Below are 16,378 nucleotides of genomic sequence, written 5' to 3'. Positions count from 1 at the left end.
ATAACCCGGACCAAAGGAGACCTGTATGCAAAAATCGAGAAGTGACCGTTTGTTCTACGGATGTGTCTACCTGCTGACCATACTGGCGGTTGTTGTCACGTTGTATCCCTTTCTGTACGTCATTAGTATTTCATTCAGCTCGGTGGATGCCATCGACAAACAAAAAGTTGTATTGTGGCCCGTTGGATTTACCCTGTCAGGTTACCAAATGGTACTGCAATACAAGGAGTTGTGGGTTTCGTTCTACAACACCCTCTGGTACACCGTGGTAGGCACACTGTTGAACATCGTGGCAACATGTCTTGCGGCGTTTCCATTATCCAGACAGCAGTTTTTCTTACGTCGCAAGCTGAATTTCTTCATCGCCTTCACCATGTATTTCTCAGGTGGACTCATTCCGGTCTACATGCTGATTACCTCGCTTGGGCTGTACAACACTCGCTGGGTTATGGTGCTGCCTGTGCTGGTGATTACGTTTAACGTCATGATCTGCCGCTCGGCCTTCGAAGGCATTCCGAATGAAATTTTCGAAAGTGCCAGTATCGACGGGGCCAACGAGATGACGATGCTGTATCGTCTGGCGGTTCCGATCATTAAGCCAACACTGGCTGTGCTCACGCTGTACTATGCGGTATTCCACTGGAACAACTTTTTCACGGCCCTATTATATCTGGGCAAACAGGATATGCAGCCCTTACAGATGTTCCTGCGAAGAGTGCTGATCATGGCTTCGCCGGAAGTGATGCAGAAGATGGGTGGTACGATGACATCTGGTGCGCTGGCGGTCTCCTCCCTTCAGGTTCGTTATGTATCCATTGTGGTCAGCATTCTGCCTATTGTTACGATCTACCCGTTTATCCAACGATACTTCGTTAAGGGAATTACCCTCGGAGCCGTGAAAGGATAGCTTTACTTACTTAAGTGTCATGTCATTCAAGGGAGTTCAAAATGGTTCATACCAAGGAGGAATGATGGATGAGATTTAAAGGGGCAGGAAGAAAAAGTGTAATCGCAGCGATACTGGCAATCAGCCTGGCGGGATGTAGCGGCGGAACAGGGGCGGGAACCGATGCGGGGAGCACCCCGTCCAGTTCGGAGCCAGCCTTCAATTATACCGGAGCAGGGCCGGTGACGGATCAACCGGATGCCAAGCTGTCTATTCTCGGCACCAACGCTTGGACGACCAATGTGGACTTGTCCACCGCAGCCATCGTGAAGAAAATTGAGAGCAACGCTGGTGTGACGGTGGATTGGGATCTGATTCCGCCGCAGAACTATGCGGATGCCGTAAATCCGAGACTGGCTGCCGGTACCGGCTTGCCCGATATCGTGTATCTGCCGGATCAGGATCAGCTGATGAAGTACATTAACAGCGGTCTATTCATTCCGATTAATGAACTGGTAGAGAAGTACGGCGTGAATCTCAAAAAAATATATGAAAAGTCGCCTTCGGTCAAAGCCAGTTTAACAACGCCAGATGGTAAAATGTATTATATCCCGCAGCAGACGTTAACCCGCAACTACATGCCGGTATTTATGGTCAATGTGCGCTGGCTTGATAAGCTGGGATTAAGCGAGCCGACCACGCTGGATGAATTCACGGCGATGCTGCGCAAATTCAAGACAGATGACCCGAACGGCAACGGAAAAGCCGATGAGATTCCGCTGTCCATGGAAGCAAAATTTGTGTCAATGGCCTTTGGCCCGGCATTTGGACTTGATCTGTCCAACCAGTTTTATGCAGACGATCAGGGCAAAGTACATTTCAGCTATTATGAGCCTACCTATAAGGAGTACTTGACCTATCTGAACGGACTGTACAAGGAAGGTCTGCTTGGGGTGGATTATGCGAGTACCACGAGTGATCAGGTCACGTCGCGCATCTCTCAGGATGTGACGGGAGCAACGTTTAATTTTAGCTGGTATATGTCGATGGTCTACAGTCCGTTGTTCAAGGATTACAATCCGGAAGAGCCAATCATCAAAGGCATTTTACCACTGAAAGGACCGCATGGGGATCAGTTCTACGTAGGACGTACACCAGTGAGTGGCATCTTTGGCATTACACGTGATAGTAAAAATCCCGAACTTGCTTTCCGTTTCCTGGACTATGCCGTAAGTGAGGAAGCACAGACGTATTATACGTGGGGCATCAAGGATGACACGTATACGGAAGAGAATGGCGTGAAGACATTCACGGACAAAGGCAAGGACAATGAATACATCCAGAAGCTTGGCATTGGTCCGGTGAATCTGCCGAACATCCAATCCACCGATTCTGCTGATTCCGTCGTAGCCCCTTGGCATGCGAAGATGGATAAGGAACTGGAGCCGTATGTGCGCGAACCTTTCCCGTTTGTCTATGCCCTGCCGGATGAAGCGAGTGTGGAAAGCATGGCGATGCCTGACATCACCACATATGTGGAAGAGATGAACTTTAAGTTTATTAGCGGGGACGCCAGTCTGGACCAGTTTGACAGTTATATTGAGACGTTGAAGAAGATGAATATAGAGCAGGTTATTGCGGGCAGACAGGCACAATATGATCGTTATAAATCTGCACAGAAATAGGAAATTAGGGTTTTAGGCGTATGAGAGGTGTTGATTGATTTTGATAACCATTAAAGACATTGCCAAACTGGCGGGGGTGAGCTATAGCACGGTATCAAAGGCGCTGAATGATGATCCCCGAATCAAACCGGCAACAAAGCAGAAGGTGCTTGCGGTCGCGGAGAAACATCAATATCGGAAAAACATGCTGGCCCGGCAGCTCTCCACCGGTAGAAGCAACATCATCGGTTTTGTGCTGGATGAGCTGAGCAATCCGTTATTCTCGAACATCTCCGGCCGTCTGCATACCGAGCTGAAGAAGCGGGGATATCAGATGATCCTGGTTGTGGCGGATGATGGTGTGGATGTCTTCAGCCAGCTGCGCGTGGACGGATGTATTCTGTGGGACTATGCACTGGACAATCGGGAGATGTTCTGGAAAAAGTTCGCAACACTCAACATGCCATGTTTTGTGTTGGGTACAGATGAAGCGCCGAACTCTCCTTACATCAAGATTGATCGCAAAGAAGGACTGTTCAAAGCAGTGGAGCATCTGAAATCGCTGGGCCACAGCCGAATCGGATTCATCGGCAACTCCCAGAATATTAAACTGGAGGGATACCGGGAAGCGTTGCAGCGTACGGGTCTGGATTTTAACGAAGACCATGTGCTGCCAGCGCATTCCTCCTGGGAAGACGGGTATTTTGCCATACGTAATCATGCGTTTGGGGCGGATTCGCCGACAGCTTTTATTGGACTGAACAACCTGGTCACCCGAGGTGCACTACGAGCTTTACTTGAGGCAGGTTACAGTGTTCCACGCGATATCTCGTTAATCGGGTATGATGATCTGCCGGATATGCAATATGCGGAAGTGGCCTTGACTACAATTGGCCCGCCTCTGGATGAACTGGCCGTGCAGGCAGCAGAGCTGATTGTATCGTTAATCCGTGATGAACAGGTCGATGTTCCGGTAGTCATTCAGCCTAAGCTGAACCTTCGCAATTCAACAGCAGTTAGTCATACATGTATTAGGTGAGTACAACATTCAAGGAGGAATTGCTTATGCAGGTACAGACACAGTTATCCTGGTCTGAGCGAATTGCAGCAACAATCATCCAGCAATGTGACGGGGACGGTTATCATGCGTTCCCTTCGGGACGATGGGCATACGTGGAAGGCATGACCTTGATGGCGATGGCACGAACCGGGCAGTATTATGGCAAGCAAGAGTATGCTGATTTTATGAAAAAACATATGGACCTGTATATCCAGCCCGACGGCTCTATTGGCACCTATACTTTGGAAGAATATAATCTGGATCAGATTAATCAGGGGAAAAACCTGTTTGCATTACTGGATGGTGCTGAAGATCAGCGTTACTCAGAAGCGGCTCATCTCCTGGCAGCACAACTTGCAGGGCAACCCCGCACGTCGGAGGGCGGCTTCTGGCACAAAAAAATTTATCCATTCCAGATGTGGCTGGACGGCCTGTATATGTCCTCTCCCTTTTTGTCCGAGTATGCAAAGACATTTCATCATCCCGAGTTATGGGATGAAGTGGCACATCAGATTCTGCTGATCGAACGCCAGACCCGTGATCCGCGGACCGGACTGCTCTATCATGGCTGGGATGAATCGAAGGAACAGGTCTGGGCAGATTCATCGACAGGGTGCTCGCCACACTTCTGGAGCCGGGCGATGGGCTGGTATGCCATGGCGATTGTGGACAGTGTGGAGCATTTCCCCGTGAATCATCCAAAGCGCGGAACCATCATCGGTATCTTTGAACGGATGTGTCATGCTTTGGTGCGCGTGCAGGAGCAGGAGAGTGGGTTATGGTTTCAGGTGCTGGATCAGGGCTTCCGCAAAGGCAACTATCTGGAAGCATCCGGGTCAAGCATGTTTGTATATGCACTTGCGAAGGGTGTGCGACTAAGGTATCTGGAGCCGCATTTCAGAGCTGCGGCGGAGAAAGGATGGCAGGGGCTCTCCTCCAGATTGGTGGAGGAGACGGCTGACGGCGTTCGGTTAAACGGGATCTGTCATGGTGCAGGACTAAGCCTGGATCGGGATGGCTCGTACAACTACTATGTAAGCGAAGCAGTTGTAAGCGATTCCTTTATGGGGGTGGCTCCGCTTCTGCTAGCAGCGCTGGAAATGGAGCGATTGCCATGACGCAGCAGAGATTGCCTGATACAGCATTGGAATCATCGGCTCCCTGTCTGACTGTTGCTTCAGACGGGACTGGGGATTATGTGACGATTCAGGCTGCAGTTGATGCGCTGCCGGAGAATGGCATCGGAACTGTTCCAATTCGAGTGAAGGCTGGTGTCTATCATGAGAAGCTGCATATGGAGAAGCCGGGCATCCACCTGATTGGTGAGGGGGCGGAGCAGACGATCATTACGTATGATGATTATGCACTCAAGAAGTTCCCGGATGGTTCGCCATATCATACGTTTCATTCCTATACGGCTTTCATTGGTGCCGATGATTTCACGGCAGAGGGAATTTCCTTCGTAAATGCTGCCGGGCCGGGCAAGCAGGTTGGTCAGGCGCTGGCCGTTTATGTGGATGGAGACCGGGCGGCATTTCGCCGCTGTCGTTTGATCGGTCACCAGGATACGATCTTCACCGGCCCGCTGCCTGAGCAGCCCATGGATCGCAGTTATTTTGGCGGGCCACGCGATGGTGCCGAGCGGCGCAAACTGCGGCAGTATTTCGAGGAATGTTACATCGAAGGTGATATCGATTTTATTTTTGGCTCAGCTACCGTGGTGTTTAAGGGCTGCGAGATCTTTACGAAGAATCGCCTGACTGAAGCGGAGGCTGCGGATGGACAAGTGAACGGTTGGATTACTGCAGCCTCTACGCCGGAGGATGTGCGTTACGGCTATGTATTTCTGGACTGTGATCTGACCAGCAATGCTCCGCCGCAGTCGGTGTATCTGGGCAGACCGTGGCGTCATCATGCCAAAGTCTGTTTTCTGAACTGCTGGATCGGCGCTCATGTGAAGCGAGAGGGATGGCACAACTGGAACAAGACAGATGCAGAGCAGACCGTACAGTATGCGGAATACAACAGCGCCGGGCCTGGTGCCGGAGGTGCTGCTGATCGTGTGCCTTGGGCCAAAATACTGACCGAACAGGAAGCGGCCGAGTACACTGTACCTCTGATTCTGTCCGGGGTGGATGGATGGCAGCCTTTTGAAGGGAGAGGGGAGTAGCGGCGGTAAGATACGCCCTCTTCTCTGCGCAATATCTAACACAGGTTTTCTTTCAAGTCTCCTAAGGAGTTGAAAGAAAACCTTTTTTGTGCGCTATATTACATTTTTCGCCCCCAATAGAACTATTTTATCCCTTATCTCTTTTGCATTTTACTGATTAAATACAGGGTGAGGATCTGTAAATTCCCTGTAAAATTTGGATGGTGCCTGCAAAAAAATAACACGAGAGGGAAGGTCCATTTTGGTAAGGGAAGGGAGTGAAGTGACACGCAACATCAGATGGCTGAATGAAGCTGGCTCTAATCGATCACAGATCAGATGCAGGTGGACAATTGAAGTTTTGTTTGCAAGGTGAACGTATCCTTAGTACAGGAGGGATTTTGCTTGAATCAAGCTGTTCGATTCCGCCCGGTCATTACATTTGCTTTGGCATTTCTTCTACTTATTACATGGTTTGCACCGAGAGCCGATGCCGCCGCCCAGTGGCAGGCAGGCACCGCATACAAGAAAGGAGACCTCGTAACATATCAAAATAAAGATTATGAGTGTATTCAGGCCCACACGGCGTTGACCGGATGGGAGCCCTCTGTTGTGCCCGCGTTGTGGAAATACGTCGGGGAAGGTTCGGGAGGGGAAACGCCAACGCCAGATACGGCACCACCTTCTTTTCCAGCCGGCCTGACTTCATCCTCCATCACGGACACCTCCGTGAGTCTTTCCTGGAATGCATCCACGGATAATGTGGGCGTAGCGGGGTATGAGGTGTACCGGAACGGCGTTCTTGTGAGAAGTGCTTCAACTACAACGGCTGTAGTCACGGGACTGACAGCCAGCACGACTTATGCTTTTACGGTAAAAGCCAAAGATGCCGCAGGCAATATATCCGCTGCGAGCACCTCCCTCAGTGTGACAACTTCCTATGGATCTTCTAATCCTGGGCCAACCGGCAGCAAATGGCTGATCGGCTACTGGCATAACTTCGACAATGGTTCAACGAATATCAGACTTCGTAACGTATCAACAGCCTATGACGTCATTAATGTCTCCTTTGCCGAACCGATTTCACATGGCAGTGGAACGCTTGCTTTTACTCCATACAATGCAACGGTAGCCGAATTCAAATCCGATATTGCCTACCTTCAAAGCCAGGGAAAAAAAGTACTTCTCTCTATGGGGGGAGCCAACGGTACCATTGAGCTTACCGACGCAATCAAGAGACAGCAGTTCGAAGATTCGTTAAAATCAATCATTTCCACGTATGGTTTCAATGGTCTAGACATCGATCTGGAAGGAAGCTCGCTGTCTCTGAATGCAGGGGATACCGATTTCCGTAGTCCAACTACACCGAAAATTGTTAACCTCATCCAAGGTGTGAAAGCGGTTAAGTCACACTTCGGCGCCAATTTCATCCTGACGGCTGCGCCGGAGACGGCCTATGTACAGGGTGGATATTTGAGCTACGGCGGTCCTTGGGGAGCATACCTTCCAGTCATCCATGCCTTGCGAAATAACCTGACCCTGCTTCATGTGCAGCACTATAACACGGGCTCCATGGTGGGGCTGGATGGGCGCTCTTACGCCCAAGGAACAGCTGATTTCCATGTGGCTATGGCGGAGATGCTGCTTCAAGGCTTTCATGTAGGCGGCAGCACAGGCCCATTCTTTAGTCCCTTGCGACCGGATCAGATTGCAATCGGTGTGCCGGCTTCCCAGCAGGCTGCCGGAGGCGGTTATACAACGCCAGCCGATCTGCAGAAGGCATTGAATTACCTGATCAAAGGTGTGCCATACGGCGGTTCCTATACCTTGCTCCAGCCTGCGGGCTATGCGGGGATAAAAGGGATTATGACCTGGTCAATCAACTGGGATGCATATACAAATAACCAGTTTTCGAGCGCACATCGTCCGTTCCTGAACGGGCTGAGTACGCAAACGACAAAGGAGGTTGTGTATTAGATGATACATTTAAATAAACACACTGCTGTCAAGAAAACCACGAAGTTTCTCCTGGGTCTATCCCTGCTCTTATCCGTCATTATTCCTTCTTTTGTGCTCCAACCTGCTACGGCAGCAGCTGCAGATTCTTATAAAATTGTTGGTTACTACCCGTCCTGGGCTGCGTATGGGAGAAACTATAATGTAACGGACATCGACCCAACCAAAGTCACGCATATCAACTATGCGTTTGCCGATATTTGCTGGAACGGTATTCATGGAAATCCGGACCCTTCGGGCCCTAACCCGGTGACCTGGACGTGTCAGAATGAGAAGAGTCAGACAATCAATGTACCAAATGGAACGATTGTGCTTGGCGATCCATGGATTGATACCGGCAAGACATTTGCAGGGGATACGTGGGATCAGCCTATTGCAGGCAATATCAATCAGCTTAACAAGCTGAAACAGATCAATCCTAATCTGAAGACAATCATCTCCGTGGGAGGATGGACATGGTCCAACCGCTTCTCTGATGTAGCTGCGACTGCTGCAACGCGAGAAGTATTTGCAAACTCTGCCGTCGACTTCCTGAGGAAATACAATTTTGACGGGGTAGATCTGGACTGGGAGTACCCGGTATCAGGCGGACTTGATGGTAACAGCAAACGTCCTGAGGATAAGCAGAATTACACGCTGCTTCTGAGCAAAATCCGTGAGAAGCTGGATGCTGCCGGAGCTGTGGACGGCAAGAAGTATCTGCTTACGATTGCAAGCGGTGCATCGACGACCTATGCTGCGAATACTGAGCTTGCCAATATAGCTGCCATCGTCGACTGGATTAATATTATGACATACGATTTTAACGGGGCCTGGCAAAAAGTCAGCGCGCATAACGCGCCGTTGAACTATGACCCTGCGGCTTCGGCTGCTGGGGTGCCGGATGCCAATACATTTAATGTGGCTGCCGGAGCACAAGGGCATTTGAATGCTGGCGTACCGGCCGCTAAACTTGTGCTTGGTGTTCCGTTCTATGGACGTGGCTGGGATGGATGCGCACAGGTGAGTAATGGTCAGTATCAGACCTGCACGGGAGGTTCTTCCGTTGGAACATGGGAAGCAGGCTCCTTTGATTTCTATGATCTGGAGACCAATTACATTAACAAAAACGGGTACACGCGTTACTGGAATGACACGGCCAAGGTGCCATATCTCTATAATGCGACCAACAAGCGATTTATTAGCTATGACGATGCGGAGTCTATTGGATATAAAACCGCTTATATCAAAAGCAAAGGACTCGGCGGCGCGATGTTCTGGGAACTTAGCGGTGACCGGAACAAAACACTCCAAAATAAACTGAAAGCCGATCTGCCTACCGGAGGTACAGTGCCTCCAGCAGATACGACGGCGCCAAGCGTACCCGGTAATGCCCGTTCGACAGGTGTGACGGCAAACTCGGTTACACTGGCTTGGAATGCTTCAACGGATAATGTAGGGGTTACCGGTTATAACGTCTATCATGGCAGTAATCTTGCAACATCCGTCACAGGAACAACAGCCACGGTCAGTGGACTTACCGCAGGTACTTCTTATACTTTCACGATCAAAGCAAAAGATGCCGCAGGCAATCTGTCTGCAGCCAGTAATGTTGTAACCGTGAGCACTACGACTCAGCCGGGAGGTGATACGCAAGCGCCAACTGCACCGACGAACCTGGCATCAACGGCGCAAACAACATCCAGCATAACGCTGAGCTGGGCGGCATCCACCGATAACGTGGGTGTAACGGGTTATGATGTGTACAACGGAACGGCTCTGGCGACATCCGTGACCGGAACAACAGCAACGATCAGCGGGCTTGCAGCGGATACCTCGTATACATTTACGGTGAAAGCAAAGGATGCGGCGGGGAATGGTTCTGCTGCGAGCAACGCGGTGACCGTGAAAACAACAACAGGAACGACGAATCCGGGCGTTTCCGCCTGGCAGGCGAATACAGCCTATACTGTAGGACAGCTGGTCACCTATAGCGGTAAGACGTATAAATGTTTGCAATCCCACACATCCTTGTCTGGGTGGGAACCATCCAATGTCCCTGCATTGTGGCAGGTTCAATAGTTAAAAAATGGATTACAACATTTTGAATTGAAGCGTGCAGTTTTAGCGAGGTTTGGCTATAGGGAAGAGAATATAACGAAAAAACACCGGCTCCTGGTCCGGTGTTTTTTCGTTATGCTATGTCAAACAAAGCAGGCTCCAAAAAGGATATTCATTAGAAATCGAAGTTGTCCGGGTCAGGTCCAACGCGTACATCTTCGTTCAGAGCACTAATCTGATTCATCTCTTCATTTGAAAGTTCAAAGTCGAAGATGGAGGCGTTCTCGATAATCCGGTTTTCCTTGGTGGACTTCGGAATGGTAATGACTCCATTTTGCAGATCCCAACGCAGGATGACTTGTGCAACCGATTTGCCTTTGGCTGAAGCAATCGCCGTGAGTACTGGGTTGTCCAACAGCTGACCTTGCATCAGAGGCGACCAAGCTTCAAGCTGGATACCATGTTTTTCACAGAAAGCCTTAAGCTCAACCTGAGTCAGGCGAGGGTGGTATTCCACCTGATTGATCATCGGTTTCACTTTGGCATCCTGCATCAGGTCTTCGAGATGATGAATCTGGAAGTTGCTTACGCCAATAGCCTTAATGCGGCCGGCTGCGTACAGTTCTTCGATTGCTTTCCAGGCTGCTTTGTATTTGCCTGCCTTAGGCCAGTGAATCAGATACAGGTCAAGGTATTCCAGTCCCAGTTTGTTCAACGTTGTATCAAAAGCCGCAAGAGTCTCTTCATATCCGAGGTCTGCATTCCATACTTTAGATGTAACAAACAGTTCTTCGCGTTTCAGGTTGTTTTCTTGCAAAGCTTCGGCAATCGCTTGGCCCACACCGGCTTCATTGCCGTATATTGCAGCAGTATCAATGCTGCGGTAGCCATGTTTAATCGCATTTTTCACAGCTTCAATCAGTTCAGATCCTTCTTCTACCTTAAATACACCAAGTCCGAACCAAGGCATAGAAACACCGTTATGCAGAGTTACTGTGGATTGTAAATGTTGTGCGGTTTGAGCTGTTGTCATGAGATTTCCTCCTTAAAGTGTGTAAAAATCAGTGATTTTAAGCTGAATTTTCGTTTTTTCATCATACAAAATTAAATCATAGTAGATCAAATTGGGTTCAACGTATTATAGTATAATAAAATACCATGTGAAACCGGTTCCCCTCGAAGACTGGAACTGATATATATAAGAGTGAGACCTATGGTCGGAATGGAAATTAGAACGAAGCTTTCTCCATTTCGACTGATGCATGTTGATCCTTGCTTTCCAGCATTTTAGCCCATGCTGTCAGGATTACAGCAACGAGAACCATCAAGGCTCCGACCCATGTCGTGTGAATCAAACCAATGGAGTCATTGATCACTCCACCCAAATAGGCACCTATAGCGATCCCTGCATTAAATGCGGCGATGTTAAAGGCTGAGGCTACATCCTTGGCCTGTGGTGCATATCGTTCAGCCAAGGTTACAACGTACATCTGAAGACCGGGCACATTCATGAAGGCGAGCAGACCCATACCCATAATGGTGAGCAGTGCTGCCAACTTAAACGGGACGGTGAAGTACATCACGCCGAGAATGATGGTCTGAATGATGAACATGTAGAAGAGCGCCTTGAGCGGGTTGCGATTGGCTGCTCTGCCGCCGATGATGTTGCCAACAGCAATGGCGATTCCGTACAACAACAGAATGAACGCTACCGTTTTCTCGGAATATCCGCTGATATCATGCAACAACGGGGACAGATACGTAAAGACTACAAATGTTCCTCCGTACCCAACGGCAGTGATGGCAAAAGCAAGCAGCAAGCGTCCACCTGTAACGAGCTTCAGCTGATCCCGAATTGCCGTTCTTGTTCCTCGCTTCAACGTGGATGGCACGAGTATCAGGTTTCCGATCATTGCAATAATGCCAACCACAACAATCAGGATAAAGGCAGCGCGCCAGCCCCAATGTTGACCAATGAGTGTACCGAGAGGTACACCGGTTACTGTGGCAATGGTAAGACCGGAGAACATGATCGCAATGGCACTTGCCCTACGGTTTGCAGGCACCAGATCGGCTGCAATTGTGGAGCCAATGGACATGAACACCCCGTGTGCCAGAGCGGATACTACTCTTGCAATGAGTAACATGGTGATGCCCGTCGATAGTGCAGCCATCGTGTTACCCGCAATGAAGACAATCATGATGGCAAGCAATAGCGTTTTGCGTGATATGGTAGACGTCAGTGAGGTCAGCACAGGAGCCCCAAAGGTAACGCCTAATGCATATAAAGTAACGGTCAGTCCCGCTGTAGTTACGGAAATGCCCAGGTCATCTGCAATGAGGGGCAGTAGCCCAACGCTGATAAACTCTGTGGTACCGATCGCGAAGGCACTAATGGCCAGTGCTAGCAGTGCCCACGTGCTGCGCTTTGAATCTTGTAACATTTCTTGCTCAACTCCCCCGAATGTAGATTTACGTACCGGCAAATGCTATTATGAGTTATTCGGTATAGATTGAATAGTACGTACTTTTTAGTACCCTACGTACTTTTTGGTGCCTATACAGCATGCGACGGATGTAATTCAATTCATCAGGGAGGAAGCAAGTTATGGTTAGAAAAAAATATAACATCTCGGTTGAAGCTACCTTAGAGGTGATCGGTGGCAAGTGGAAATGCGTTATTCTCTGTCATCTGACACATGGGAAAAGACGAACCAGTGATCTCAAGCGTATTATGCCCGCAATTACACAGAAAATGTTAACACAGCAACTGAGAGAGCTTGAAAACGACGGAATCGTAAACCGAATCGTATATAATCAGGTCCCTCCCAAAGTAGAATACGAATTGAGTGATTACGGGAGAAGTCTTGAACCAATTCTCAATGCGCTCTGTAATTGGGGAGATCAACATATTGTGAAGGAATACGGAGACAAATCAGCAGTTCTGGAAGATAATGGACTCAATGATTTTAACTCTGACAATAGGGAGCTGGTGCAACCGTGAACTATGAGATTTTATATGATGGTGCTTTTGCGATGCTCAAGGTACATTTGCAGCGGGGAGAGCGGTTCAAGGCCGAGAGCGGTGCGATGGTATCCATGACTCCTACGGTTGAACTGAAGGGTTCAGCAGAAGGTGGAATGTTTGCCGGGTTTGGTCGGATGCTGAGCGGGGAGAAGTTTTTCTTTCAGGAATTGACGGCTGCGGGCGGGTCGGCAGAGATTCTGCTCTCCCCTTCAAGCATGGGTGATGTAGAAGCTGTTGAATTGGACGGTTCCTATTCACTCTATGTACAGAAAGATGGATTTCTGGCAGGAACCGAGGGCATTCAGGTGAATACCAAAATGCAAAACCTGAAAAAAGGTCTCTTTTCGGGAGAAGGTTTCTTCATTATTGAGATCAGTGGACGTGGAACTGTATTTCTGTCTTCCTATGGTGCCATCCATGCGATTAATCTGGCAGCAGGTGAGGAAATGATCGTGGATAACGCCCATTTGGTGGCATGGCCTCATTATGTAGATTACCGTATTGAGAAAGCTTCACAGGGCTGGTTATCCAGTGTTACAAGTGGAGAAGGACTGGTATGTCGGTTCCGGGGAGAAGGAACCATTCTTATACAGAGCCGCAATCCGCAAGGATTCGGACAATGGGTGAAGCAGTTTATCCCTGCGCGCTAATTATTTTTTTGAGAAAGAACACACAGAGTTGCAACGGATATGTTTCCATCATCGTTATATGAATAATGGATTTACTTCATTGACTGACGGGTATATATTCTGTTGCATAAGGTCGCACATCATGGAGGTATGAGATGACAAGCTCACGGTATAAAAACGCACAAGAAAGTCCGGGATATCTGTTATGGCAGGTTACAGCCATGTGGCAAAAGGAAGTACGCAGGGTGCTGGAGCCCCTCGAACTGACACAACCTCAATTTGTATTATTGCACGCCTGTTTATGGCTCAATGAACACGATGAGGAAGGCAAGGGAGTTACTCAGGTTCAAATTGCTCAGTTTGCCAAGGTGGATGTTAACGTGACTTCTCAGGTTCTACGTGCGCTTGAAAAAAGGGGATTAATTACCCGCGCTCGTCATCAGACAGATACGCGTGCCAATATTATCACAACAACGGAAGAAGGAACCCGATTGGCTGTGGAGGGAATCCATCTTGTCGAGGAATCGGACAAGGTATTCTTCGAAACTTTGGATCATCGTAAGGAAGAGTATATGGAGATCATGCAAGAGTTTCTTCGCCAAAAAACAGAGAGTTGATCCGTAATATATCTTTTTTTAATGTATTAAACTACAGAATGTAGTGGAACTGGAAAATTTTCTGATTATTAATAATTATAACACCTCGGTAAAATACAAATAGACCTCCTGACTTCATCTTGTCGGGAGGTCTATTTTGGTTGCTCAATCGATTCGATAGGACGCAAACGGTTCGCGGCGACGGAAAGAGTCACTAATCTGGTCCAGATCGGCCAACAGCTCATCGGGCAGTGACATGTCCATACTAGCCAGATTATGTTCCAGCTGTTCGGTGCGTGTAGCGCCCACAATCACTGTGGATACAGCTGGACGTGTCAGTAGCCATGCGAGCGAGAGCACACTCGGGGAGCAACCATATGAGGCAGCTTTAGCACTCACTTGTTCACTCAGTTGGATATTATGCTCCAGCAGGAAACGGTTGAAGGACGGATCGGTGTCTGCTCTGGAACCAGAAGGCACACGGGTCTGTCCGTTATATTTACCTGTCAGAATACCACCTGCCAGCGGGAAATACGGGATAATGCCTACACCCTGATCGAGACACATCGGCACCAGTTCCAACTCAGGCGTACGGTCGGCCAGGGAGTAGCTGGTTTGGGTGGAGATGTAGCGTACATAACCTTTCTGTTCACTGATGCCCAGAGCTTTCATCAGCTCCCAGGCTGCGTAGTTGGAGGCTCCGATGTAACGGACTTTGCCGGAAGTGACCATATCATCCAGTGTGCGCAGTGTCTCATCCAGCGGTGTATGCGGATCAAAAGTATGGATCTGGTACAGATCCACATAATCCGTTTGCAGACGCCGCAGGCTATGTTCCAGCTCTTGTTGCAGATGGTAGCGGGAGGAACCCCGCCCATGGGGACCATCATGCCGGGGTAATCCGGCCTTGGTAGCAAGCACCGCGTTTTCCCGTCGACTTGTGAGAGCCTGTCCAATAATACGTTCCGATTCCGTGCCTGCGTAGATATTGGCGGTATCGATAAAGTTGATGCCCTGATCCATTGCTGCATGAATAATGCGGGTAGAAGTTGCTTCATCCGCGCGTTTGCCAAACGCATTGGTGCCAAGCCCCAGTGCCGACACACGCAAACCACTATCGCCCAAACGTCGATACTCCACCATTCATCGCTCCCTTTATGTACATTTATGTAATGCAGATTATAACGTAATCTATTGAAAACGTGTTATTAATATAGTTAAATGAATCTAAGAACCCGTTATTAAAGGAGATATGATGGAAAACAGTGCCGCACATTTAACAAGACGGAAGCCGAAGAAACCGAATAAGAAATGGAAAAAGCCATTAATCATCACCCTAAGTGTGCTGCTTGTGTTGGGAGGACTCGGATTTATCTATCAAAAGCAACTCGTCGTGTTTGCCTTTAATTTGTTCGCTTCAGCTACGGTGAAGGAAGCCTTGGATGACTCCTTTGTACCAGCTGGCGATAAGGATGCCCCTGTTGTGGAACATACGGACCCGTTCTCGCTCTTGCTGCTAGGGATTGACCAACGCGATAACGAACCAAGCCGTTCGGATACCATCATCTATTCCGTCGTGCGTCCAGAAGACAATAAAGTGCTGCTGCTGTCCATTCCACGTGATTCCTATACCGAGATTGTCGGCCGGGATGTGAAGTCAAAGATCAACTCAGCGTATGCCCACGGTGAAGCCAAGATGGCGATGGATACGGTGGAGAATTTGCTGGGGAACAAAGTGGATTTCTATGCTGCGATTAATTTTAACGGGCTCAAGGATATTGTTGATGCGGTGGGTGGTGTTGAACTGCCGATCAAAAAAAATATTGAGAACAAACTCAAAATTCATGAGAAGCTGTTTGTTGAAGCGAATAAACCTATCTATAGCGGTGAAGAAGCGCTTGGTTATGTGCGTTACCGGGAAGATTCCGATTTCAATCGGACGATGCGTCACCGGATTTTTTTAAGTGCCTTCATGAATCGTGCGCTGGAAGTCAAAAATCTGACCAAGATCCCGGACGTAATCCAGATTGCCGGATCGAATTTTACAACCAACATGACCTCGGACTTTATCGTGAAATTTGCCGAGTCCTTATATATGAAAGATAGCATACCAACGATCAGCAATTACATGCTGAAGGGTGAGGGTGCAACGCGCAGTGGCACATGGTACTACGATCTGTCGGAGGACGATCTGCAGTATGTGCGTGGCATGATCGCCAGTTGGCTGGACCCGGATGCGACCGAGATAATTGAGCCCGAGTCAGCGGACCAATCAGAGACGAGTGATGCGGCATAAGCATCCATTCTTGT

General features: G+C 48.9%; 14 protein-coding genes. 11 read left to right on the top strand and 3 right to left on the bottom strand.

Translation table 11 applies throughout. The features are described 5' to 3' along the window. Positions 1 to 25 precede the first annotated feature (25 nt). From BS614_RS01925 to BS614_RS01895, 7 genes are all read left to right on the top strand, one after another. Positions 26 to 907, top strand: coding sequence for a carbohydrate ABC transporter permease (locus BS614_RS01925; RefSeq protein ID WP_036612222.1), 882 nt, complete (start codon positions 26 to 28; stop codon positions 905 to 907). Positions 908 to 975: 68 nt separating this feature from the next. Next, positions 976 to 2,571, top strand: a complete 1,596-nt coding sequence (locus BS614_RS01920) for an extracellular solute-binding protein (RefSeq protein ID WP_074092752.1) — start codon at positions 976 to 978, stop codon at positions 2,569 to 2,571. 40 nt (positions 2,572 to 2,611) lie between these two features. Beyond that, positions 2,612 to 3,589, top strand: coding sequence for a LacI family DNA-binding transcriptional regulator (locus tag BS614_RS01915; protein WP_074096647.1), 978 nt, complete (start codon positions 2,612 to 2,614; stop codon positions 3,587 to 3,589). A 26-nt stretch (positions 3,590 to 3,615) separates the two neighbouring features. Further along, positions 3,616 to 4,728 carry a glycoside hydrolase family 88/105 protein gene (locus BS614_RS01910; RefSeq protein WP_074092751.1) on the top strand — a complete coding sequence of 371 codons (1,113 nt, stop codon included), beginning with the start codon at positions 3,616 to 3,618 and terminating at the stop codon, positions 4,726 to 4,728. Further along, positions 4,725 to 5,780 (top strand): pectinesterase family protein, encoded by a 1,056-nt coding sequence (locus BS614_RS01905; protein WP_157116001.1) that lies wholly within the window; start codon positions 4,725 to 4,727, stop codon positions 5,778 to 5,780. Before BS614_RS01910 ends, BS614_RS01905 begins: the two co-directional genes overlap by 4 nt. Before the next feature lie 384 nt (positions 5,781 to 6,164). Further along, positions 6,165 to 7,736: a chitinase gene (locus tag BS614_RS01900; protein WP_074092750.1), complete on the top strand. Its 1,572-nt coding sequence runs from the start codon at positions 6,165 to 6,167 to the stop codon at positions 7,734 to 7,736. Further along, positions 7,737 to 9,836, top strand: a complete 2,100-nt coding sequence (locus tag BS614_RS01895; protein WP_074092749.1) for a glycosyl hydrolase family 18 protein — start codon at positions 7,737 to 7,739, stop codon at positions 9,834 to 9,836. A gap of 154 nt (positions 9,837 to 9,990) precedes the next feature. Here the strand turns inward: BS614_RS01895 and BS614_RS01890 are convergent, their stop codons facing one another. Next, positions 9,991 to 10,848: an aldo/keto reductase gene (locus tag BS614_RS01890; protein ID WP_074092748.1), complete on the bottom strand. Its 858-nt coding sequence runs from the start codon at positions 10,846 to 10,848 to the stop codon at positions 9,991 to 9,993. A 196-nt stretch (positions 10,849 to 11,044) separates the two neighbouring features. Continuing rightward, the gene (locus tag BS614_RS01885; RefSeq protein ID WP_074092747.1) at positions 11,045 to 12,259 is read right to left on the bottom strand and encodes an MFS transporter; all 1,215 of its coding nucleotides are present in this window, start codon (positions 12,257 to 12,259) and stop codon (positions 11,045 to 11,047) included. A gap of 164 nt (positions 12,260 to 12,423) precedes the next feature. On the opposite strand from BS614_RS01885, the gene BS614_RS01880 reads away from it, so the two are divergent. From BS614_RS01880 to BS614_RS01870, 3 genes are all read left to right on the top strand, one after another. Beyond that, positions 12,424 to 12,819: a winged helix-turn-helix transcriptional regulator gene (locus BS614_RS01880; RefSeq protein ID WP_017691613.1), complete on the top strand. Its 396-nt coding sequence runs from the start codon at positions 12,424 to 12,426 to the stop codon at positions 12,817 to 12,819. Then, positions 12,816 to 13,493, top strand: coding sequence for a TIGR00266 family protein (locus BS614_RS01875; RefSeq protein WP_017691614.1), 678 nt, complete (start codon positions 12,816 to 12,818; stop codon positions 13,491 to 13,493). Before BS614_RS01880 ends, BS614_RS01875 begins: the two co-directional genes overlap by 4 nt. A gap of 134 nt (positions 13,494 to 13,627) precedes the next feature. Further along, positions 13,628 to 14,089: a MarR family winged helix-turn-helix transcriptional regulator gene (locus BS614_RS01870; RefSeq protein ID WP_074092746.1), complete on the top strand. Its 462-nt coding sequence runs from the start codon at positions 13,628 to 13,630 to the stop codon at positions 14,087 to 14,089. A 144-nt stretch (positions 14,090 to 14,233) separates the two neighbouring features. Here the strand turns inward: BS614_RS01870 and BS614_RS01865 are convergent, their stop codons facing one another. Beyond that, on the bottom strand, positions 14,234 to 15,208 hold the full coding sequence (locus BS614_RS01865) for an aldo/keto reductase (RefSeq protein ID WP_074096645.1): 975 nt from the start codon (positions 15,206 to 15,208) through the stop codon (positions 14,234 to 14,236). A gap of 112 nt (positions 15,209 to 15,320) precedes the next feature. On the opposite strand from BS614_RS01865, the gene BS614_RS01860 reads away from it, so the two are divergent. Then, positions 15,321 to 16,364 carry an LCP family protein gene (locus BS614_RS01860; protein WP_340028094.1) on the top strand — a complete coding sequence of 348 codons (1,044 nt, stop codon included), beginning with the start codon at positions 15,321 to 15,323 and terminating at the stop codon, positions 16,362 to 16,364. The last annotated feature ends 14 nt before the right edge of the window (positions 16,365 to 16,378 follow it).

The organism is Paenibacillus xylanexedens, from assembly GCF_001908275.1.
Classification (GTDB): domain Bacteria; phylum Bacillota; class Bacilli; order Paenibacillales; family Paenibacillaceae; genus Paenibacillus; species Paenibacillus xylanexedens_A.
Note: the sequence above shows the minus strand (reverse complement) of the source record. Positions and strands in the feature narration are given on the sequence as shown.